Source organism: Sneathiella sp. P13V-1 (genome assembly GCF_015143595.1).
Classification (GTDB): Bacteria; Pseudomonadota; Alphaproteobacteria; order Sneathiellales; family Sneathiellaceae; genus Sneathiella.
On sequence record NZ_WYEU01000001.1, the window covers coordinates 765109 to 787730 of the forward strand.

Sequence of the window (22622 nt, forward strand, 5' to 3'; positions counted from 1 at the left end):
CAACCTCCTTAGTTTAAGCCAGCGATGATAGAGGCAGTGGAAGAGTCTTTTTGCATATCCGCTTCAATGGTTTCCCAGATATAGAGGATTTTGCGACCGCCAAACGGGCGGAAATAATGCACTCCTTCAAAAAGCACTGTGTCTTTAAGGCGCTCTCTAATCGTTCTGGTATCGTAATGAATGCGGTCAGAGAGTTCTTGGGTTGTAAGGTAAGTTTGAGACATTGAGTCCCTCCTATTCAAATTTGTGGAAATTTGAAACTCTTTGGAGGGCGCGTAACCCTTTGTCCGAAAGTCGTTTCGCAAAGCATGAATGACTTTCGGACAAAGGGTTAAATGCCAGTAGAACTAGTCTACATTGGCATCAAATCGTCATAAATTGGAAAAGTACCTTCTCACCAGTTTGCTTCAAAATGAGAGGAGAGTGACTGTATCTGCTCCGGAATTTCACCTTGGAATGTAATACCCAAATATGTAGCCGCGCGTGTTGCTCCGACATAGAGATATTTGAAATACAGTTCTGGATGACTATCGATAGTAGTGTCTAAGTCGATGAAGAACACTGCTTCGAACTCAAGGCCTTTAATATGCTCAAGATTGAATACGCGCACATCTCGGTCGTTGCCTACTACCCTTCCATCTTTACAAGCGATAGCAGATAGATTGATGTCTTCAAGGTGTTTGTTTAACTCAACAGCTAACGGCTCTACTTGTTCCTCCGTATTAACCAGAATAGCGATTGTTGTCCCATTTGGTAAGGTCCGGTCAATTTCACGAATTCGTTCAGTTAACCATTTAGCAGTTTCGTTATATTCTGAAAGGCCCGATTTCCAAACAGGGGCGACACCTTCTGCGTCAACACGGTCGGGTAAGATGATATCATCTGCGCTTACTCCACCAAGCCTTGCAATGTCCTTGGCAAAATTTACGAGATGCCTACTTTGGCGATAAGAAACTGTAACCGACTTATGCTGAATGGGAATACTTAACCAATCTAATGCTTCATTAGACTTTACACCCCATGACGTCAGGCGCTGATTTACGTCACCACACATAAAAAAGGATTTCGTAGCCGGGTGAGCAAGCTCAAGCATAGCTGCAAGTTGAACTCGAGAAAAATCTGTCGCTTCGTCGACCAATATCTGTGCTCGCTTTAAATACCGAACTTCAGATAGGGGGCCAGTAGTAGGTAACTCTTCCCCAACTTTTTCTCTATACGTAGTCAGAAGCACATTTGCTATTTGAAAAGTGGCTAAAACTAGAAGATCAAGCTCTTTCCAGTGGATGTCCGAAGATTTAGCAGGTGTTGAACTGTACCAGCGGGACACATTGGTGCGCTCACTTCGAAAACGCTTATATTTTTGCGGAATGGCTCGTAAAAAAAGTCGATCTAGACGTTCAAATTTACGCAATCGACCTTGTTCCTCCAGGAGTGTACCGAGAGTTGCAATGTCATCATCGGAAGGTAATCTTTCGGGCCCGAGCCAAGCAAGTAGCATGCCATTCTGCGACTTATTTGATATTTTACGTCTGTTTGATTTAGCCTTTGCTAATACTTTTAGCGCGCGTTCAAACCTAGAGAGGGCTTGCTTAAAACTAACCGGCTGGCCCGCCTGTGGTTCAGCTGTATTCGCATCGTCATCTTCCAATGCAATATCCATATCTTCATCGTCTACAATGTCGTTCGATTCTGCAGCTAATTGCTTTGAAATCTGTTCCCTGAGAAGATTAGGAAAATTTCTATCAGAATAGGTGATGGTATTTCTGGTACGGGTAAGTATTCGATCAATGTCTTGACTTCTGGTTTCGATAGCCTCTTGGATTTGAGGAATTAAATCAGAGACGCCGAAGAAAGTGCGGGCGTAAAAATTATGTTTTGAAGAGTTGAGTATCTTGAGAAGACGCTCGCCAATAAGTTCAAGTTCTTCAACTTCACTTTCCAAAAGCCATTGTGAATCAGTTTTGAGCTCGAGAGCATTAACACTGTCGATGTAGCTACGAAAATCATCGTACCATGCCGCATCGTCAACGGTATCAGAATTTAAGTACTGTTCATTTTGTTTTTCAATAAATGGGCCCGCTCCTGCACTGGTGCGCAGAAGCCCAAGGCGCTCTCGACTCAATTCTCGCCGGAAAGTGCCCCAAGTCCGAATATGCTCGTCTGAGGCAACCAATCCTTCACGAGCGAACGCTTCTTTTACATATTGACGTAGTAGCTCCGTGGGCGAAAAAAGAACCCAACTAGAGATATGATTTAGTCCCGTATCATTTTCAACTAGTCGTGTAAGTCTAGCCTCTTCCAATGATTCCTCTAAAACTTGAGTATCAGTCTTTTGCCCTAACCTACGAATTAAGGTTGTAGTTTTACCCGTTCCAGGCGGTCCAGAGAGAAAACATTGACTATTGATCGGCATGCGAAAAATTTCGTCTTGATGTTGATCTAAAATTGGTTGGTCTCGAAGCCCCATGTGAGTAAGAATAGCTCGGCGTACACCAGCGACGACATTTTCATCACTTTCATCTTCCCATAGAGATTCAAGCTCACTCTCATCGATTTCGAGTTTGGGTTCGAGAATTGCACGAAGAGAACCAACAGTAAATTGGCCTATATCTCTGATATCGATTTCAGAATTAAAAGAGTCCCAAACACCCTGCTCTTGGCGAGGAGTAAGCTTGGCAGTATTTTCGACCAATAGGTCTTGAGAGGAACCTGCAAAAGAGAATATTCCATCATCACCCGCAGCCAATGAAGCAATTCGTCCTAATGGGGAGCGATAGCTGGCTATCGTAAATCCTCGGACCGACCTCGGAGTATTACGGGTAATAAAGACGGTATCTTCTCTTCCTTGCTCGTCTGTAAAATGAACACGCGCTATAATAGGTTGCGCCAGTAATTCACTAAGATTCAGCGTTTCTGCGTCAGAAATCCTACCTAGGTTGCGGATTTGTTGTTGATTGTTGAAAGTGTTCATATGCGCAAAAGAGCCGGCATTTCCACGCCTATGTGCAATTAATGCTTTTTCAGCCTCATCAGCAACCTTCTCAATGCAATCAAGGGAACTCGTTGCTATACTCGCAATCGCCACGTCTTTATTGTTTTTCAAAATATCCCCCAGTTTAGTCTGATGCCAATAATTATTACATATAAACGCTATAATTGAATTACCTTTCAAGCAAAAATACTAAATTACCAAAAGATCCACACTAGTAAATTTCGAGTTCAATTTTTCAAAGTTTGGACTTCATTTACTTGCATGAACACACGTTACACTTTGAAGATAAACTAACCAACTAAAGGGCGTTTCTAGTTTCTACTGAGCTACCTCCTATACTCTTTTGGACATAAAACCCGTTAGGGACGGCTTCTTGTACGAGAGGTACATGTGAAATCAAACCAACGGAGCGGTTCTGGCTTACAAGGGTGTTAAGTACATTTAGAACTTGGTCCAGAGTGCCTGCGCCGTTTTCTGTGTCCAGACTACCGAAGCCTTCGTCGATAAAAATGGTGTCCAGTCGAACCTTCCCACTCGAACATTCAACGATATCCGCCAACCCAAGTGCCAGCGCCAGAGCTGCAATAAAAGTCTCGCCGCCAGACAGCGTTGAAGTCGGGCGCGTCTTTCCTGTGTGAAGGTCGAAGACCTGAATTCCCAAGCCTCTTCGACCACGGCCACCGCCATCGATGTCGCGTTCGAGCTGATACCGATTGGAGGTCATTGGTCCAAGCCTCAGATTCGCTGCTTCGAGAACTTGATCGAACATCGTGCCGATAGCGAATGTTTCCAGGTCAAGCTTATATGGATTGTCACCATTTGTTAGTGCCGCTAGGCCGCGCAATGGTCCAGAAGTTTTTTCTTCCTCTTCAAGCATACTTAATGTTTCTGCGAGCTCATCGCGTAACTCTGTTAGGTGAGTTAAACCTTGCTGAGCGGCGGCACGCTCGTCAGTCGCTTCATTTAGATTGGCTTGGGCTTGATCCTGTTTTGATCCAATTTCTTTGAGATCGGGGCGAACCAAGTCGTGAATTTCGCCAGCTTTCGTTTTGGCGGAATCTTCTGCGTTCTTGAGGTTGCGACGATACTCCTCAATAGTCTCGCGAACATCCTCTATGCTCTCGATGGCCGGTTTGAGCCTTACAAATTCATCATGTGTTAGGTTTGCTTTTTTTAGCCGTGAAATGAAGGAGTCTTCTGCTTGTTTCCGGCGTTCAATGCATTCCGTCAAGGCCGTTGTTGCGGCCTTATGTTCCTCACTAGCAATGATGGCACGTTCTCTGGCCTCAGTGGCCGCTTTCTCTGCTGCTAGTTTGGCATTTTTTCTTTCGTCTAAGGCGCTGGAGGTTTCTTCGGTTTGCTCGGCTAGTGCTTCAGGCGTGCGAAGTTCTTCCGGTACGCTTGTGAGCATCTCTTCGAGCCGAGCAGAAGCCGAGGCCGATGATTGTCGTTTGCTAGAGCAGTCTTCACGCAATCTCTCTCGTTCATCTTCTAAGCCAGTTATCTCTTCTGCTAGGCGGTCAATCTCGGCTTCAGCTGTAAGTATGTCTGTTTCGGAGCCGAGGTCTTCCAACTCACTCTCTTCAGATTTGATTTGTGCGCGGATGTCAGCGGCGGGTTCCTCAGGTTTTGGAAGGTCTGCTAGAGCCTGCTTATGGACTTCTAACGTACTCGTCGCGCCCGCAACATCTTGCTCGGCCTTTCGGACTACTGCTGTGGCTTTCTCTAAACTTGCCTTTGCCTCGCGAAACGTCTTGTCCAAACCGGCTTGTTCTATAGTCCCGATTGCCAGACTGGGGTGGTCAGTTGCTCCACATACGGGGCACGGATCTCCGTCTAAGAGTTTTGAGGCGAGGTGAAGTGCTTGGGCTTCCGAGAGATTATTCTCGGCAGTTTTAGACTCTTCTTGAGCCTTGCGCTCGCCATTTTGTGCCAATTCAAGGGTGGATGTGAGTGTTTCAAGATTCTCCTCTGAAGTCGTAATGGTGGACTGGGTCTTCTCATAGGCCTCTGCGGCAGAGAGGGAGTTATTGAGATTGGTCAGGCGAGCGTTGATCCTGGTCCGCTGCGTCTCGGCCTCCCGTGCTGCCTTGAGTACATCTGCTTTTTGCCGTTTTTTGTTTTGATGCTCATGTAGTCGTGTTTGAGCGTTTTCGAGTTTCTTTGATGCTTCATTTCCTGCGGCAACTGCCTTGTCAACGCTCTTGTTCAACACTTTAGCTCTTTCAAGGGTTTCTTTATGCCGTTCCAGATCGTTAAGCTGCTTAGCCAAATCATTAATTTCGGAGGATCGTTCCTCCTCTCGTTTCAAAATTTCATCAGCAGAGGTAGCATTTTCCTTTGCACTCGCGTCAGCTAACCGAGCGGTTTCGAGTTTCTTTTCTGCTACTGTGGCGCTGTTCGTGGCTTCTGTGAACACGCTCTCGCGGTCAAGAAGTAGCTGAGCTTTTTCTGCTTTTTTTACCTGCGCAGCCAACTCGTCCATACTGACTTTGCCTTCTTGGAGTCCGGCGAGTGTTTCATGAGCATCCTCAGAAGCCTTGAATTTGCCTTCCAATATATGAGCGTCATGCAATGCCTTCTGCGCGCCCGCAAAGGCGGTGCGTGCGAGCGTTTCCTTCTTTTTAAGATCGGTGAGTTTTTGTTCGGAATCCGAGATTTCCATCACTAAGGCATCAGTGCTTTCGAACCCTTCTGAGACTAGTCGACGGGCACATATCTCACGTTCGTCACGGACGCGGCGTTCCACGATTTCTGCATCAGCCTTTAGCTTTTCGGTGAGTTGTCGGTATAGGGACACATCAAATAGGTCACGGAGAATGTCGACGCGTTCCTTGGTCTTGGCGGAGAGGAATTTCTCAAATCGGCCTTGTGGGAGGAGGACGATTTGACGGAATTGCTCAGATCCGTATCCGAGTAAATCTTCTATGGTTAAGTCGACAGAGCGGACTTTTTTCTCTTCAATGATTTTGCCACGTTGTTCCTTGTTGATTTCGTCAAGCGCCATACCCGTTGCATCAAAAAGGAAGGCCTCGTGCTTGCTGGTGGTTTCTCCTTCTCCTCGCAGCTTTGGACGAACCTGATCCGGGCGGCGGACAACGACAAAACGGCGCTCGCCAATATCGAAGACAAATTCAACTTCGGTTGTAAGGCTTGGATCAGCATGGTCAGACCGAAGAGACGGCGCATCCTGTTCGGATTTTGCAGCCTCTCCAAAAAGCGCAAAAGTCATCGCGCTAAAGATTGTCGATTTGCCAGACCCTGTAGGCCCGTAAATACCAAAAAGACCTGCATTTACAGCATCACGAAAATCTATGACTTGGCGATTGGAGTAGGGGCCGAGGGCCTGCATAGTTAGGCGTAATGGTCTCATGCTGCATCCTCACCATACTGAAGGGCCTGAAGTGTTTCGGCTATGATGGCTTTCTCGATATCATCTATGGCTTCGGCTCGAACAGTTTGAACAAATTCATCAATGACGTCAGAAGGTTTGGTCACAGGAGCTATCCTTGATCCGGTCGCCTCTAATTCCAATTTCCTTTCATTCCTTTCGTAGGTTAACTCGCAAACGTTGGGAAATATTTCGCGCAAGCGCTTCATGCCATCGATGACTGGAGCATCATCAGTAAGAACGACTTTTATAAAATCTGTTGAAGGTTCCCCGAGAAGCAATTCAGCGTGTATTCCTCGAAGGATGCGAACATTACGCATTGGCGTGAGCGGAATTGTTTCAATCTGTGCGACGCCCTCTTTATTGAGATCAATGAAGCTCATGGATTTTTGCGCGTCGGCTTCATCAAATCCAAATGCAAGTGGCGATCCTGAATAGCGAATATGATTGCTTCCAACCTTTTGAGGACGGTGAAGATGCCCGAGAGCTACATAATGCGCCCCCTCGAAGATATCTGTCGGAACTGTTTCGATCCCTCCAACACGGGTTAGGGAGCGCTCGCTTTCGCTGTGTTTTGCACCAGAAACGAAGGCGTGTGCGATTACAACCCAACGTGCGTCCTTGGGTACATTCGCACGAGCCCTAGCAACCTGTGCTGTCAGGACATCTTCAGGCGTCTGCAGGCTCTCATCTTCAAAGCATTCACGCGCTGCGTACTCATACGAAAACGGCAAGCCAGAGAATGCTACAGGACCATATTCATCTCTAAGGATGAGGGGTTTTTCTTCAGCACTCACGCCCCCTCGTATATGTGCGCGTGCTTTATCGGTCATGATCGACATAGAAGCAATGCGATCGCCGGAATCATGGTTACCAGCAATCATAACTACAGCCGCTTCGGTATCTTGGGCAATCCTCTCAAGAAAGCCATTAAACTGACGAACCGCTGTCGCAGGTGGTGAAGCCCGGTCGAAAATGTCGCCAGCTAATATGAGGACATCAATGGAGTGGTCGGTAACTGCACACGCAATTTGGTCAAGGATTGATCTGTGATCATCTTCTAGTGGAATACCGTTGAATTGACGACCCAAATGCAAATCAGACGTGTGCAGAATTTTCATTATATACATCCATATAGTTATTACACGTATAAAAAATATATAGACATAGCAGTGAGAGTCAAGTTAAGAGTATTCTCATGTACTTTGATGATCTGAAACATGCTCAACGAGAGCGCCTGATTTTTCTTGACCGCTGTTTTACATGGCGGGGAATGGCCAATCGCCGAAACCTTATTTATCGCTTTGGAATATCTGAGGCTCAGGCGGCTTTGGATTTTCGTACATATTTGGATTTGGTGACGACAGCACCAACCTACGACAATGTTCGCAAAAGCTACATTGCTGCTGATAACCATATACCTCTATCGCCCTCAACGCTCACGGAAGCATTTGAGGTTGTTGTCGGCGAAGATGGATACAATGACATGGCTGTTCTTCCGCGCCCGGAACGAAAAGCAGACCCATCTACTGTAGCCAAGTTATATCAAGCTATGAAAGCAAGAAATTCTCTTCATATTCGGTATACATCAATGTCTTCCGGGCACGATGAAGGTCAATGGGTTGCTCCGGTGAGATTTACCTCAGATGGAGAGAGTGTCTATTTTAGGGCCTTTAGTTTTAAACATGGCGAATATCGGAACTACCTACCAATTAGAATTAGCTTAGATAGTAGCTTTGATCAGATGGAGCTTTTAGGTGAGCTGCCTCAAGACATTGATTGGAATACAAAGGCGATCATTTGGTTGCGACCACGGTCAGATTTATCTGATGAACAAGTGCAGGTAGTGCGTCGGGAATATGGGTTTGACGGAGAATTTCTGCGCATTGAAACCAGAAAGGCTTTAGAGTTTTTCTTCTCTCGACGTTGGGGGTTGGCAGAAGAAGGGGCTCGGTTGAAAATAATTAAAATCGAGTACGAATCAATGGAAGTATAAGATCTTCAAGCCCTTTCATTTTTCTTTTCTTCCAGATACAAGACTATGTATGTTGAGTGCAGCTGATCTATTTTAGATTGTATTTTCTTGAGGGTATGTTACGTGTTAGTGAATAGAGTGGGTGCTTGTGTTATTGTGGCTGATTTACTTTGAAAGAGGAAGAGAAACTTCAAAAAGATTTATAGTTGGGGGTAACTTGATGCGACGATGCGACTTATAGGTTAATAACCTGAAACCTATGTATGGTGAGCAAAGCTAGATCATTGCGCAAGTTACGGACAATCAAACTAATGGTTGGGTAGTTAATGAACAATAATGTTGAAAAGTTGATTGTAGAACTTCGGCTACTAGTAGGGTTTCTCGGCGAGAAGTCTCAAGGCAATTGGTGGGGCAGCAATTTTATCGGCACCAGCAGCGAGGCATTTCTAGTGCCTATTTTTTCTCGTACCACGATGTTTGCACGTTATCACGGCGTTTGCGAAGCGGCAATGCTCGTGCATGATGAGCATATTGGTGTCGGCACCAATTTCCACTTGTATCGTATGCCAGATTCTGTCGAACGTGGAGCCGCTAAGGCGCTTGCCGATAGCGACTTCCAACAACGGCTGAACGATGTCTTGGGCAGCAGCGAGGTAGCCCAAACACGGCTTGTTGAGCTGGTAACCACCGACACAAATATTGTCGAGGGCCCAGTTGTATTGGGTACTTACGCTGATGCCGGTCTGAATCAGCGGTTACATCAGGCTGCTAGTCACTATTTGCGAGCATTTAAAGAGGGTTACAAGTGCTTTCCCTATATGCGGGAGGCACAGTGAACGAAATTAAGCCCTTCTACACGACGCAGCTGCAAGCTGGGCTGGGCCTGGTTGATGAGACGAAACTGTTGTTGTCCTTATATGGAAAGGATTTGTCGGCAAATCAGCTATACGAAAAGGCGCTGACTTCCGGGCTGTTTCCCATGGTCTCAGCGAGAAGGCTTCGCAACATCGTCGTTGAGTGCTTTGCGCCAAGGTATATCAAGACAGGTGGTGCCGAGTATTTAGATCGTCTGGCTGCACATTTGTCGTCATCAGCTATCAACCAGTTGTTTCTGATTTATACCGCAACTGCCAATGAGATCCTGCAGGATTTTATTCAGGAAATTTACTGGGACCGATATTCAGGTGGCTACGATTCGATATCGACGGATGATGCTAAAGGTTTCGTTGGGCATGCAGTCAGGGAAGGTAAGACCCAGAAGCCGTGGTCAGACTCTACTATCAAACGTGTTTCATCTTACCTTATCGGTTGTTGTGCGGATTACGGGATGCTGTCGACCGGTCGCGGATCAAAGCGCACCATACAACCTGTGCGCGTCCAAAAATCCACCGTTCTCTATCTCGCCTATAAGCTCCATTTTGACGAACTGGGTGACAACGCGGTTATCAATCACAAGGCTTGGGCGCTGTTCGGTCTTGATGGCTCCGATGTGAGAGAAGAGCTCAAGCGGCTGGCGAAGAACGGGTGGCTTATTGTCCAGTCTGCCGGTGATGTCACACGGATTGGCTGGCAGTTCAAATCCATGGAGGAGGTGATCGATGTCATCACTCAAATCTGATTTCAATGAGCTGATGGAGCGCATCAAAGCCGGCCGGGATTTTGGACATGCCAGCTTCGAGCCCATTTTCTACCTGGTTTTTTCGCCCGCCTCGATACTGGAAGTCAAAAGACAGACGTCTGCGTGGGAAGCGAAGCTTCGTAATGACGGCTGGAGTGTGCACAAGTTTTCCATCGCTGAAGAAATACAGAAAATCCTCGATGCGGCACCGTTGAAAAAGATCTGGATTGTGGCAGATAGCAAAGAGCCGCTGCAGTGGGAAAAAACTAACAAAGCTTTGGCAAATGCACTGACTAATGGTTCGCTGCAAGAGCGATTAGAAACTGTGTTACGGAAACTCGAGGGTCAACGTAACACTATTTTATTGGTGACGGATGTAGAGGCGCTTCACCCTTACATGCGCATTGGTTCTATTGAGAGCCAGCTTCAGGGCAAATTTCATGTGCCCACTGTCTTCTTCTACCCAGGTGTCAGAACTGGCAAAACCCAACTCAAGTTCTTGGGCTTCTACCCAGAAGATGGCAACTATCGCTCGGTTCATGTGGGCGGATAAGAACGTTTTAGGAAAAACGATGGAAATAAAACAGTTATTCGATAGCAACAAAGACATCTATCGCACCATCGAAAAGGTGATCACCTACAGCGCGTCTCAGGAACAGCGCTTGAAGGCCGAAATATCCGAATACGTGGTGACCGAAAGCATCGAAGAGCAGTTCGAAAAACTGTTGGGAAAGATGCAGGCAGCCATGGAAGTCGGAGGGGAAAATGAAGTTGGCGTCTGGGTATCTGGTTTTTATGGTTCAGGTAAAAGTTCGTTTACCAAGTACCTCGGTTTAGCGTTTGACGAAAGCGTCACCATCGATGGCACGCCTTTCATTCAGCATTTACAGAATCGCTTCAAGAAGCAAACAACCAAGCAGCTACTGTCCACCGTAGCCAAACGGTTCCCGGCTGCTGTCGTCATGCTCGATCTGGCCAGTACTCAACTCGCCGATGCCAGTATGAAAGAGGTATCGACGGTTCTCTACTATAAGATCCTGGAATGGGCGGGCTATTCGCAAAACCTCAAAGTTGCGGCTTTTGAGCGCAGGCTGAAAAAGGAAGGCCGATATGAGGAATTCCTTAACATCTTCGCCGACCAACTCGGTGGCGAACAGTGGGCCAACTATCGCAATGACCCCCTGGTTGTTGATAGCGTGGTGCCGGAAATCGCGCACCAGATGTATCCCAATTTCTTCAAAACCGCTGAGTCATTTTCCACAGTAACGGAAGACTGGTTGGTGTTCACCGACCAGCAAGTAGAGGAGATGCTGGAGATTGCCCGTGAGGCAACCGGTAAGGAATACATCATCTTTATCGTGGATGAGGTGGGCCAGTATGTGGGCTCCCGCCAGAACCTTATTTTGAACCTGGATGGCCTTGCCAAAAACCTCAAAAACATCGGCGATGGCAAAGTCTGGATTGTCGGTACGGCCCAGCAAACCCTGACCGAGGATGATCCCAAAGCCTCGCTGAACTCACCCGAGCTGTACAAGCTAAAAGACCGCTTCCCCATCCAGATCGACCTGGAAGCCAACGATATCAAAGAGATCTGCTACAGCCGCTTGCTGGGTAAATCGCCGAGTGGTGAAACGGAACTCGGTAACCTGTTCGATAAGCATGGCCAGGCCCTACGCCACAACACCAAGCTGGTGGATGCTCGCGCCTATGGCGCCGATTTTGACAAGCAGACCTTTATCAATCTGTATCCATTCCTGCCAGCGCATTTCGATATCCTGCTGCATCTGTTAGGCGCTCTGGCGAAATCCACCGGCGGTATCGGACTGCGTTCTGCCATCAAGGTGATTCAGGACGTATTGGTAGAAGGGGCCGACCACAGTACTCCAATAGCAAACCAACCGGTGGGATGGCTGGCCACTACGGTCACGCTGTTCGATGCTCTCAAGAAGGACATCGAAAAAGGCTACCTGTCGCTATACCAGTCGGTGGGCAAAGTAAAAATCCGCTTCCCCGATTCCAAGCTGCACCAGGACATCGCCAAGACGGTCTGCGTTCTGCAAATCCTGGGCAACCTGCCTATCTCTATTCAGAACGTTACCAGCCTCATGCATGGCGGTGTTGCTGATGCATCAGCGGCAGATCAGTTTGAGAAAGCGGTAGAAGAACTGATTAGCGATGCCATCGTGCCGCTGGGTGAGCAAGATGGCAATCTGTGCTTCCACAGTGAAAAACTCAACGACATAGAGCAGGAGCGGGGCACCATCCCCTTGCGTGCGGTAGAGCTGCGTCGTATTCAAAATGAAACCTTGCGCGAGGCCTACTCTCCACCGCCCTCAACACTCCTGAATGGCACCTTAACGGTACAAACGGGGCTCAAGGCGCAAACGTCTGGTGGTGTACCGACTTCCCTTTCCGGAGAACGTAACACCGTACAAACGGTGGTCGAGCTGGTTGATCCCACCGACTACGAAGCCGCCAAGGCCAGGCTAACGGAAGAGAGCCGACACAAGAGCGCCAATTACACCATCTTCCTGTTCGGCCGCACCTCGCCCGAGATGGAGGAATTGACCGCAGAAATCTACCGCAGCAAAGAGATTGTCAATAAATACCGCAACGAGCCGGATCAAGAGGTCAAGGAATACTGCAACGGCCAAACCGATCGCGCCAATCGCCTGATGGGCGAATTGGAGCGGCTGATTAAACGAAGCCTGGTTCAGGGGTCGTTTATCTTCCGGGGTGAGATCACCGCAGCAGAGAGCATCAACCAGGATCTAGCCGAGGCAGCACGCAAGCATCTTGCCAGCGTGGCCGAGCAAGTCTTTGATCGGTACAACGAAGCGCCGGTGCGGGCGGGAACTGACCTCGCAGAGAAATTCCTTCGCCTCGGTAACCTGAGCGGCGTCACCAACGCAACCGACCCATTAAGCTTGGTGCAAACCCAGGGCGGCAGGCCGTCCATCAATACCGGCCACAAGGCCATCACCAGTATTCGGGACATGATCGAGCGCCAGGGTTCCATCGAGGGCAAGCGCCTGATCGACTTGTTTACTGATGCGCCCTATGGCTGGTCACAAGATACCCTGCGTTACCTGGTAGCTGCCATGCTGGTTGCGGGGGAGATCAAACTCAAAGTCGCAGGCCGCGAAGTGACGGTAAATGGTCAGCAGGCGATTGATGCCCTGAAAACCAATAACGCTTTCAAGTCTGTTGGCGTCTCCCTGCGCGAGGAGCGGCCAAGTAATGAGATCCTGGCAAAGGCCGCTGAACGCCTGACCGAACTCAGTGGTGACATGGTCGTGCCGCTAGAGGACGATATCAGTAAGGCGACCACGAAGCTTTTCCCCCAGTTACAGCACCAGTACGGTCCCCTGGCCGAAAAGCTGAAGGGCCTGAAGTTGCCTGGTTCAGATCGTCTAGAAAGCCTGAGCCAGGATATCAAGGATATTCTGTTCACCGATGCTTCCGATGCACCCCAGCGACTGGGTGGGGAAGAATCCGAGCTCTACGCCAACCTCAAATGGGCGGCTGACCTTAAACGCGCATTGGAGCAGGGCCTGGAGCAAACCCTGGGCGAGCTACAGCAACATCGCCGTGAGCTGGAAAGCCTCCCCGCCAGCGGCACGCCTGGCCAACTAAAAACCGAGTTGCAGGATGAAATCGCGGGATTGAACGAACGCCTAAACCATGCGGACTTCTTCAAGTACAGCACCGAGTTCGCCGGCAGCTTAACCACCTTGAAATCCAGGGTGCGGGATACCGCCATTGCCCTGCAAACTGAGCAGCAACAGCGCATCACCGATGCCGAGCAAGACCTGCGCCGCCTGTCAGAGTGGCCGGAGTTGACTCAGCAGGAACAGAACAATCTGCTGGCTGACCTGGAAAAGCTGGCTGTTACCGCCAGCGAAGATCTCACGGGTCTGCGCCTGCTCGTCAATCAGGAGTACACCATCCAGAGCCAGGTACAGGATATCAAACAGCGTATCCAGCGTATTGGCCAACAGCGCTTGCAGGACAAGTTAAGTGAAGAGCAGGAGCAAGCCAAGAAAGAGGGTAAAAAGAAGATCTCTCGCACCCTCAACTCGAAAGCGCTGATTACCTCTCTGTCGGATCTGGATGCACTGATTGTCGAGCTGCAACAGCTGCGCGGTGAGCTAAAATACGCCCACGATTTTGAGCTGGTGATTGGGGTCAGCGATAACGATGACACACAAGAATCCTAAGAAGGTTGCACAGTAAATGGCATTTGATCAGAGCACCCGTAACCGCCTGCAGAAGTTTGTTAACGATGCACGCAACCTGCTGACCGAGGAGTTCACCCGGCAGTTGCAAGCAACTTACGGCCTCGATCCCAAGGCCGGATCTGTCGCGGATGTCGATTCGCTGACACATCTGGATAATCGGCAGCGGCAAACGGCAAATGTTCTACGAGACACCCTGGCGCATTACCTCGCTACAACCCATGGTAAAGGTGAAAAGGACCGCACCAAGCAGGCTTTAAGTCGCATAGTTCGCGAACAGGCATTTACCGTGCTGAACCGCCTGGCCGCCTTGCGAATGGCGGAAGCCCGTGGATTTTTGTTGGAGACAATAGCCAAAGGCTACAATGCCAAAGGGTTCCAGCTTTATAAGCAGCTCGCCGGAAGTTCATTGGGTGAGACAGGCGAAGCCTACCGCAACTACCTCTACAGCGTATTCGATGAATTCAGCCTGGATTTGGCGGTGCTGTTCGACCGTCATAGTGCTCAAGGCCGCTTGTTTCCGAGAGACTCAGCGTTATTAGAATTACTCGACCTTATCAACCATCACGAAATCGAACCACTGTGGGCCGAAGATGAAACCATCGGCTGGATATATCAGTTTTGGAATGCACGTGATGAAATTGATCAAATGCGCTCCGCTTCTCGGGCACCTCGAAATAGTAGAGAAATGGCTGTCCGCAACCAGTTCTTCACGCCGCGTTATGTGATTGAGTTTCTAACTGACAACACCCTGGGACGCATCTGGTACGAAATGACCCAGGGCAATACCGGCTTGGTCGAGAGCTGCCGATACCTGGTGCGTCGGCCTACAGAGGTCTTTCTAAAGCTAGGAGAGCTGGCCCCCGAACAAGAGGAGATGCCAGGGCATACGGAAACGCTAAGCCAGGAAGAGCTATTAAAGCAACCTATCTACATAACACATCGTGCCATTAAAGACCCGCGTTGTATACGCATGCTAGATCCGGCCTGTGGCTCCATGCACTTTGGTCTTTATGCCTTCGACTTGTATGAACACATTTACGAAGAAGCCTGGCAATTGGAGTCAGAACTGGGCGCAGAGGCCTTTGTTCGCGAGGGTGATCTAAAGCCTCTTCATCAATCCTATGACAGTTTTGAAAGCTACAGAACAGAAATCCCGCGACTCATTATTGAGCACAATATTCATGGCGTTGATATTGATTCCCGCGCGGTACAGATTGCCGGACTTTCACTGTGGCAACGTGCCCAACGCGCATGGAAACAACAGGGTGTCAACCCCCAGCAGCGCCCTATGGTTAAAAAGTCCAATATCGTTTGCGCCGAGCCGATGCCTGGCGAAAGAACATTGCTGGAAGAGTTTTCTAATACTCTGAATCCACCAGTGTTAGGGCAGTTACTTGAAGCCATCTTCGAGAAAATGGAGCTTGCGGGGGAAGCGGGCACTTTGCTGAAGATGGAGGAAGAAATTCAGTCTTCCATTCATAAGGCAAGAGACCAGTGGCATGCCAGGGCCGGCTTAAATTCCGTCCGAGATATGTTTCAGGCCGAACTAGATCAAGCGACACCTCAGAAGGAGTTAGGCTTCGATCTCAGCGGTGTTGATGACGAGTCATTCTGGGATGGAGCGGAGTTGCTGATTCTGGAAGCACTTAGCGAGTATGCGAGCAAAGCTGAGTCAAATATAGATCAAAAACGACTGTTCGCTGAGGATGCATCAAGAGGGTTTGCATTTATCGATCTTTGCAGAAAGCGATATGACGCATTGATGATGAATCCGCCTTTTGGCGAAGCCTCCACAGCTTCGAAAAAGTACATCGACGAAACATACACAAGGACTAAAGGTGACGTTCTATCTAACTTCATAGAAAGGGCGATCGAAATTACTGGAAGTTCTGGGTTGGTTGGTGCGATTACGAGCAGAACCTGCTTATTTTTGTCAACCATGTCAGGACTTCGTGAAGAGGTGTTAGGTGTTGAAGCAGAGATAGAGCTCTGCGCAGATCTCGGTGACGGCGTACTGGATGCAATGGTTGAAACCGCTGCCTATACGATTTCTAAGTCATTTATTCAGCCCCAGTTCTATCGCCTTACATTAGAGAGTGACAAGCAGAGTGAGCTTGAAGATTTATGTAATGGAACACTCAAAAAAGGAACTGGCTTTATTGTCGATGCCGCAAACTTCAGAAAGCTTAATGGGTCGCCATATTGTTATTGGATCGATGTATCAATTATCGACAAACTTGCACTTGCGTCGATAGAGCCAGCCGCTTGTCTCGTCAAGGTAGGACTTCAAACAGGTGATGATTTCAGGTTTTTGCGTAATTTCTGGGAGGTGCCTTCATCAAGCGAAGAGTGGAAATTTTTTAGTAAAACCGAAAGGGCTATAGCTTGGCATTCCCCCATTCAAATGAAACTGCGTTGGGTGAACGAAGGTGAAGAGCTTAAAGGGTTTACTGATGATAAAGGAAAGCCAAGATCTGCATTGAGGAGCCCACAGCAGTACTTTAAGCCAGGCTTTAGCTACATGCTGCGCTCATCGCGCTTGGTTCCGTACATTGTACCTAAAGGGTGCATTCCAACGGCAGGTCGATCTCAGGTTTTTCCGGATCTAGGAAAGGAAATTGATGTGCTCACAATTTGCGCTTCTAACTTAGGGAGTGCGGTTGCCAGATTTAGAGGAGAAATGTTTGCCCGGCCCAAATTCCAGGCTAGCATGGTACAGCAACTACCCTTTACTGATTTGTCTGATGATGTGAAAGCATCAGCAGAACACACTATGTTGACCGAAATTGCAGCCGCCAAGAAATTCTATTCAACAGATGAAACAACTCTTGATTATTCTGGCTGTGCAGACCTTGAAATCAAGCGAGAACCTACTACAAATTTCAGAACTTTGTTGGGTGAGAACAATGAGATTGCAGTCGCAAAATGCTATGGCTTATCGCGCGACGAATACGATGATCTTCAATTAGATCTTCAACAAGCTGTTTCTCTGCGCAAAGACTATGAGGCGACCCCTGAAGAAGAACTATCCAAGCAGGCGGCATTTAGATATCTATCTTGGCTCATTGGTAGAGTTTTCGGGCGCTGGCAAGATAAAGTGGTACAATATGTTGATACTGACATTTACGCGGAACTGCCGGAGCAGGCACCAGCATTTCAGCGGCAACAGATTAGTAGTGCAATACAGCTGAATGGTGTTGCGGACTTAGAGTCAAACACATCCTTGATTAAACATGTTGAAGAAATAGCTACTCCAGACATGATTGAAAAATGTCTTGCGTTGCTCGGCGAAAAGGACTGGGTAATGTTTTTGTCAAAACCGACGCAGTTCTTTGCATTGCATTATGATCAATACTCACAGAATAGACGATATGCGCCTATTTACTGGCCTCTACAAACTCCCTCCGGTTCCTATACTCTATGGGTTTATTATCATCGACTGAACGCGCAAACTCCCTATATCTGCGTTAACAATTTTGTTCAACCAAAGATTGAGAAAACGGAGCAAGATCTCAATAATTTGCGCGGAAAATCGGCTCGTAGTATCCAAGAAGAGAAAGAGCTAGTGAAACTCACTGACCTTTCCAGCGAACTGAGTGATTTTCGTGACGAATTGTTGCGGCTAGCCAAATTCTGGAAGCCCAACCTCAATGATGGCGTACAAGTTACTGCCGCACCGCTTTGGAAGTTGTTCCAACACAAGGCCTGGCAGAAGAAACTGAACGACACCTGGGAAAAGTTAGAGCAGGGCGACTATGACTGGACGCATCTCGCGATGAACTATTGGCCCGAGCGCGTGCTGCGCAAATGCCACCAGGACCGCAGCTTGGCCATCGCCCACGATTTTGAAGACACCTTCTGGCATGAAGTCGAAGTGCCCGTCATGCGAGGCAAAAAGCCTACTGGCGAAACCAAGTTGGAGTGGCAACCCAAGGCACTGACAGACGATGAGCTGGATGCGCTGATCCAGGCGAAGATCAAGGAGATGCGCGCATGAGCATTATGCAGCAGTCCAGCAAGGCCCAGGATCGAACGCTGGGTGTCTGGTTCCAGGCTATCCAACAGGGGCAGGTTAAATTGCCGCGGTTTCAGCGTTATGAAGCCTGGGACCGAGGGCGTATCACCAGCTTTCTCAACACCATTATCAATAACCTTCCGGTTGGCGTAACACTCGCATTGGATGTGGCGGGGGACGAGAAGTTTATCTCTCGCTATATCGTTTCTGCTGATCCCGCCGTGCCCGGAACGGTTACGCAGCACTTGCTTGATGGCCAGCAGCGACTGACTGCGTTCTGGCGCGCGATGCACAACAACTACGAAGATGAAGATTATTTTATCTACCTGCCGGAATTTGATCAGAAGTGGAATCTCTCTGAGGAAATTGAGGTTTACTGCCAGAGCCGCTGGCCTAATAAGGAAGGGGCGTGCCGCCCAGTGTGGGCCGATCGCCCTTCAAAGTGTCTAGAACGAGGTCTGTTTCCCATTGATTTGTTGTGTCCGGGCGATAAAGCGACAGAAGTTGATAAGTGGGTTAACAAGGCAACACTTCATCTTGAGCCAAACGAGGATGATCCAGAAGCGCTCAAGAAATACAAGGTATACACAGCGACCAAGGAAAAGCTGAAACAGGAGATCAATACCCTCCGCGAGCGGGTGACGCACTTCAACCTGCCGTATCTCTCATTGCCCTCCAATACACCAAAAGACGTGGCGCTCCAGGTATTCATTAATATGAATACCAACAGCAAGCCGCTCTCCTTGTACGACATTATCGTTGCCGAAGTGGAGAGTGTAGCGGGCAAGTCCCTGCATGATTTGGAAGAGCACCTGGTCAGCAAGTGCCCCAAGGCGGCGCGCTTTGGCGATGTCAGAAATCTGATATTGGCGACCTCGGCGCTGTTGCAGGAGAAAACGCCCAATAACAAGGGCATGGTCGAGATGGACAAACAGGTGCTGCTCGACAATTGGGAGAAGCTGGAACACGGTCTGGAGCGCATGGCTAATCTGTTGGAAAGCCAGGGTGTCTTTGATGAAGCGCGCTTGCCCACCAGCAACGTTTTGGCGGTCGTCGCGGCAGCCTATGAGCTGGTGCCGGAACATGGCGATTTTGTCGCCAAGGCTGAAAAGCTGTTGCGTGCCTATTTGTGGTCGTCCTTCTTTACCGACCGCTACGAGAATTCCGCCGCCTCCAGGGCCTATGCCGATTTTATTGGTGTGAAGGACAAACATCGTGGCATCAAAGCATTTTTGAGTATGCCAGATTTTGATGAAAAGGCGTTATCCGAAGTGCCTGTCTTCAACCGCAGGGAGCATGAGCTGGCGGACGTAGACGCCCTGATGGCCGCAGGCTGGCCGAAGAAAAAGGGTATTGAAGCTAGAGGAATACTGGCGGTTTCCAATTATTTTGGCGCCCATGACTTTGCTGACAGTAAGCCAGCATCATACGAGAGTATTCAAAACCGCGAATATCACCACATCTTCCCCGATGCGCTACTCTCTGAGGTGGGTATCGACAGTTACTACGCGCTGAACTGTGCCCTGATTACCTGGAAGACCAACCGCATAATCGGTCGCAAAGATCCGCTGGACTACCTGAAAGAACGTGTGCAATGGGCGGATGAACTCGCAGTATCTAACCGGTTGAAAACGCACCTGGTCTCCTTCGACTTGTTGAGCAATGCCCATTACCAAAGCTTGGAGGGTGAAGCACTTAAAACCAAGCTGGAGGAGGATTTTCGCCGGTTTATGCGTGATCGGGCAAAGCTGGTTCACAAGGCGGTGGTTCGTCTTGCTAGTGGTGAGCAGCCTTCGCTGGATTCCATTTGGACGGTGTATTCAGATGAGTCAGCGGTAATTATTCAGCAGGAGGCTTCGAACTGATATGAGTTTTGCAGAGTTCTTCAAAAGCTCGGTGCTGGAAGCGCGGCTTGCGAAATCACAGGTCATGGTGGTGTATGACCCGGAACGGCGCTATCGGGATGTTTGCCTGGAGATGGCGACAGAGAAAAGAGCGGTGGTCGATAGTTCTGAATCGAGCATCATCAGCCGGGCAAAGGCGATAGCTGATCTAGGCAAGCTGGGTGAGCGCCAAATCGAGCAGTTGCTGGTCTATGTGCCGGCCGCCAAGCCGCTAGAAGATGAAGACAAACAAAAAGATCCCTTCGCGTTATATGGCGCGTGTGGCGATGTCTTCCCCAGTGGTGATGGTGATAACTACCTGAGCTTGTGTCTGAAAGCGAAACCCGACCATGCGACACAAGTGCGGGCGGTATTTGATCAAGACCCTAACCCCAGTTTAGCAGTGATTGATGCTATCGGTGGCGGCCTGAACTGGCCCAGTCTGCGTGCCTTGCTCAAGGTTGAGTCTACCCGTGACATTTTGTTCGCACTGTTGGTGCCCAGTGATCTACAGCAAAATGCACTGAAGGAGAGTGATACTTGGGTATCGGAAGCTAAAGCACTTCTGCAGGCCAGTATTGGTTTGGGACTGAAAACTCGTGGTAAGGCCAGGTCGGCCATTGGCGATGAGTTATGGCGCTTTGTGCTGTTCAGTGAGTTTGTCTTTGATCTGCCGGAGGAATTACCACCCAGTTTGCAGGATGTACCGTGTGCTGCAGCGGCGGCACAGCCGCTGATAGAGGATATGTGTGAGCGACTGCGCAGCGACCGACGCACCCAGAATATCTATATCGAACGAGCCGAAACGATTGAGGCAGAGCTGGATCTACCCAGCATTTGTGGGCATATGGCGGATTTGGGCGAACGAGATACCTTCCCGTTTGAGGAACGGACCTTCTTGCAGCGCGCCATGGAGGCTTTGGCACGCGACGATACCGACAAGGTAAAAGCTATTCTTGGGCGCCATGCCCAATCGGTTTGGACCGGTAAAGGCGAGAGTCAGGCGCAATGGGATCTGATTCGCTCAGCATTTTCTCTGATGGAGTGCTGCCAAGATAATGATCGTTTGCTCAGCGAGCATACACGGAGCATGGACCGCCTGATTGATTTGTATGTGAGCCAACTACGGGAAATCGACCGCCTGCATCGCGAGTTTGAGCAAGCGGTCAGTGATTACGATTGGCAGGATGCGCAGGGCATTATGCAGCCGGTTCAACAGCAGGCGCGCAAGCAGTACGGCAAACTGATCGAGAAAGTCCAACTGCTCTTTACAAAGCACCTACAGCATACGGGCTGGCCGGTTGTCGGACGGCTGGCCAATGGCGACGTATTCGATAAGTTGGTGGCACCCAAACTGCAGCAAAGTGGTATCAAAGTCGCTTACTTAATGGTGGATGCCCTCCGTTATGAGTTGGGTGTCGCGCTCGAAAAGCAGCTGGCGGAGGATGGCATGGTTGAACTGAAACCAGCGCTTGCTCAGTTGCCGAGTATTACACCGGTCGGCATGGCTAGTCTGTTGCCAGGTGCCGGTACCGGCCTGCGACTGGTAAAAAATGAAAGTGGCTATACCCCGCATCTCGGCGATCAACCGGTAGCAAACGTTGGTCAGCGGATGGAGATTCTCCGTAAGCGATATGGGCAGCGATTCCAGGAAGGGCGTTTGGAGGAGTTCGTCCGCAATCGGTTCGAGGTTGACGGCGATGTTGAATTGCTGGTGCTGCGCTCAGTAGAGATCGACAGCCACTTCGAAAATCATCCGGATACCGCCCCGACCGAGATCATCAATGCCCTTAAGCGTATTCGGGTGGCTGTACACAAGTTGAAAGATGCGGGCTTCAGCGAAGTCGTGATCGCAACCGATCACGGGTTCTTTATGAACACCCATGCCGGGGCGGGAGACACCTGTAGCAAGTTGCCGGGTGACTGGCTGAACGAACACCAGCGCTGTTTGTTGGGTGACGGGAGTTCCGATAGTCACCACTATCTGTTGAGTGCCGAGAAGGCTGGTATTCGCGGCGACTTCACCAGTATCGCTGGGCCATTGAGTATGGCTTCTTATAAGTCGGGGATGCTCTATTACCACGGTGGTGCCTCGCTACAGGAATGCGTTGTGCCAGTGATTACTCTGCAACTGGACGCTTCAGAGCAGGCGCCGGTCTCCCAGGCGACGGTTTCCTTGAATTACAAGAACGGTGCTAAACGCATCACCACACGCTTGCCCGTGATCGAAATCAGCCTCGATAACCAGGATATGTTCTCAGTGGGCCGTGATTTCGAGATCTTGCTGGAAGCCCACGACAAGAAAGGCGAAGTGGTCGGTGAAGCGAAGCCTGGCGGACTGGTGAATCCCGCTACCGGCACGATCACGCTGAAGCCGGGTGACAAGGTACAGGTCACTTTGAAGATGCAGATGGAATACGAAGGCAAGTTCAAGGTGAAAGCGCTCAATCCGTCCACGATGGTAGCGTTCTGCCAGCTGGACTTAGAGACTGATTATACGGTGTAAG

Annotated in this window: 12 protein-coding genes and 1 pseudogene; 8 read left to right on the forward strand and 5 right to left on the reverse strand. The window is 49.3% G+C overall.

Annotation, left to right across the window (positions count from 1 at the left end; translation table 11 throughout):
* Positions 1 to 8 precede the first annotated feature (8 nt).
* The 5 genes and pseudogenes from GUA87_RS03800 to GUA87_RS03815 all read right to left on the reverse strand — a co-directional run bounded on the left by GUA87_RS03800 (position 9) and on the right by GUA87_RS03815 (position 7504).
* The gene (locus GUA87_RS03800; protein ID WP_193715179.1) at positions 9 to 224 is read right to left on the reverse strand and encodes a hypothetical protein; all 216 of its coding nucleotides are present in this window, start codon (positions 222 to 224) and stop codon (positions 9 to 11) included.
* A 170-nt stretch (positions 225 to 394) separates the two neighbouring features.
* Positions 395 to 3172 (reverse strand): ATP-binding domain-containing protein, encoded by a 2778-nt coding sequence (locus GUA87_RS03805; RefSeq protein ID WP_193715180.1) that lies wholly within the window; start codon positions 3170 to 3172, stop codon positions 395 to 397.
* Between the two features lie 118 nt (positions 3173 to 3290).
* Positions 3291 to 4403 (reverse strand): SbcC/MukB-like Walker B domain-containing protein, encoded by a 1113-nt coding sequence (locus tag GUA87_RS18305; protein ID WP_415774787.1) that lies wholly within the window; start codon positions 4401 to 4403, stop codon positions 3291 to 3293.
* A gap of 1221 nt (positions 4404 to 5624) precedes the next feature.
* Positions 5625 to 6365: pseudogene (locus GUA87_RS18310) on the reverse strand (AAA family ATPase); the annotation flags it as partial.
* Complete coding sequence (locus GUA87_RS03815) at positions 6362 to 7504, reverse strand: exonuclease SbcCD subunit D (RefSeq protein ID WP_193715182.1); 1143 nt, start codon at positions 7502 to 7504, stop codon at positions 6362 to 6364. The gene GUA87_RS03815 and the pseudogene GUA87_RS18310, both read right to left, overlap by 4 nt.
* Positions 7505 to 7581: 77 nt before the next feature.
* Between GUA87_RS03815 and GUA87_RS03820 the strand changes: the two genes are divergently transcribed.
* The 8 genes from GUA87_RS03820 (at position 7582) to GUA87_RS03855 (ending at position 22621) form a co-directional block, all read left to right on the forward strand.
* Complete coding sequence (locus GUA87_RS03820) at positions 7582 to 8379, forward strand: hypothetical protein (RefSeq protein WP_193715183.1); 798 nt, start codon at positions 7582 to 7584, stop codon at positions 8377 to 8379.
* 305 nt (positions 8380 to 8684) lie between these two features.
* Positions 8685 to 9194, forward strand: a complete 510-nt coding sequence (locus tag GUA87_RS03825) for a BrxE family protein (RefSeq protein ID WP_193715184.1) — start codon at positions 8685 to 8687, stop codon at positions 9192 to 9194.
* The gene (locus GUA87_RS03830) at positions 9164 to 9976 is read left to right on the forward strand and encodes a BrxA family protein (RefSeq protein WP_321575866.1); all 813 of its coding nucleotides are present in this window, start codon (positions 9164 to 9166) and stop codon (positions 9974 to 9976) included. The genes GUA87_RS03825 and GUA87_RS03830 overlap by 31 nt, the downstream gene beginning before the upstream one ends.
* Positions 9957 to 10529 carry a BREX protein BrxB domain-containing protein gene (locus GUA87_RS03835; protein WP_193715185.1) on the forward strand — a complete coding sequence of 191 codons (573 nt, stop codon included), beginning with the start codon at positions 9957 to 9959 and terminating at the stop codon, positions 10527 to 10529. Before GUA87_RS03830 ends, GUA87_RS03835 begins: the two co-directional genes overlap by 20 nt.
* 19 nt (positions 10530 to 10548) lie before the next feature.
* The gene (gene brxC / locus GUA87_RS03840) at positions 10549 to 14196 is read left to right on the forward strand and encodes a BREX system P-loop protein BrxC (protein WP_193715186.1); all 3648 of its coding nucleotides are present in this window, start codon (positions 10549 to 10551) and stop codon (positions 14194 to 14196) included.
* A 16-nt stretch (positions 14197 to 14212) separates the two neighbouring features.
* On the forward strand, positions 14213 to 18214 hold the full coding sequence (pglX, locus tag GUA87_RS03845; protein ID WP_193715187.1) for a BREX-1 system adenine-specific DNA-methyltransferase PglX: 4002 nt from the start codon (positions 14213 to 14215) through the stop codon (positions 18212 to 18214).
* Positions 18211 to 20097, forward strand: a complete 1887-nt coding sequence (locus GUA87_RS03850; protein ID WP_193715188.1) for a DUF262 domain-containing protein — start codon at positions 18211 to 18213, stop codon at positions 20095 to 20097. Before pglX ends, GUA87_RS03850 begins: the two co-directional genes overlap by 4 nt.
* 1 nt (position 20098) lies before the next feature.
* Positions 20099 to 22621 (forward strand): PglZ domain-containing protein, encoded by a 2523-nt coding sequence (locus GUA87_RS03855; protein ID WP_193715189.1) that lies wholly within the window; start codon positions 20099 to 20101, stop codon positions 22619 to 22621.
* Position 22622 lies beyond the last annotated feature (1 nt).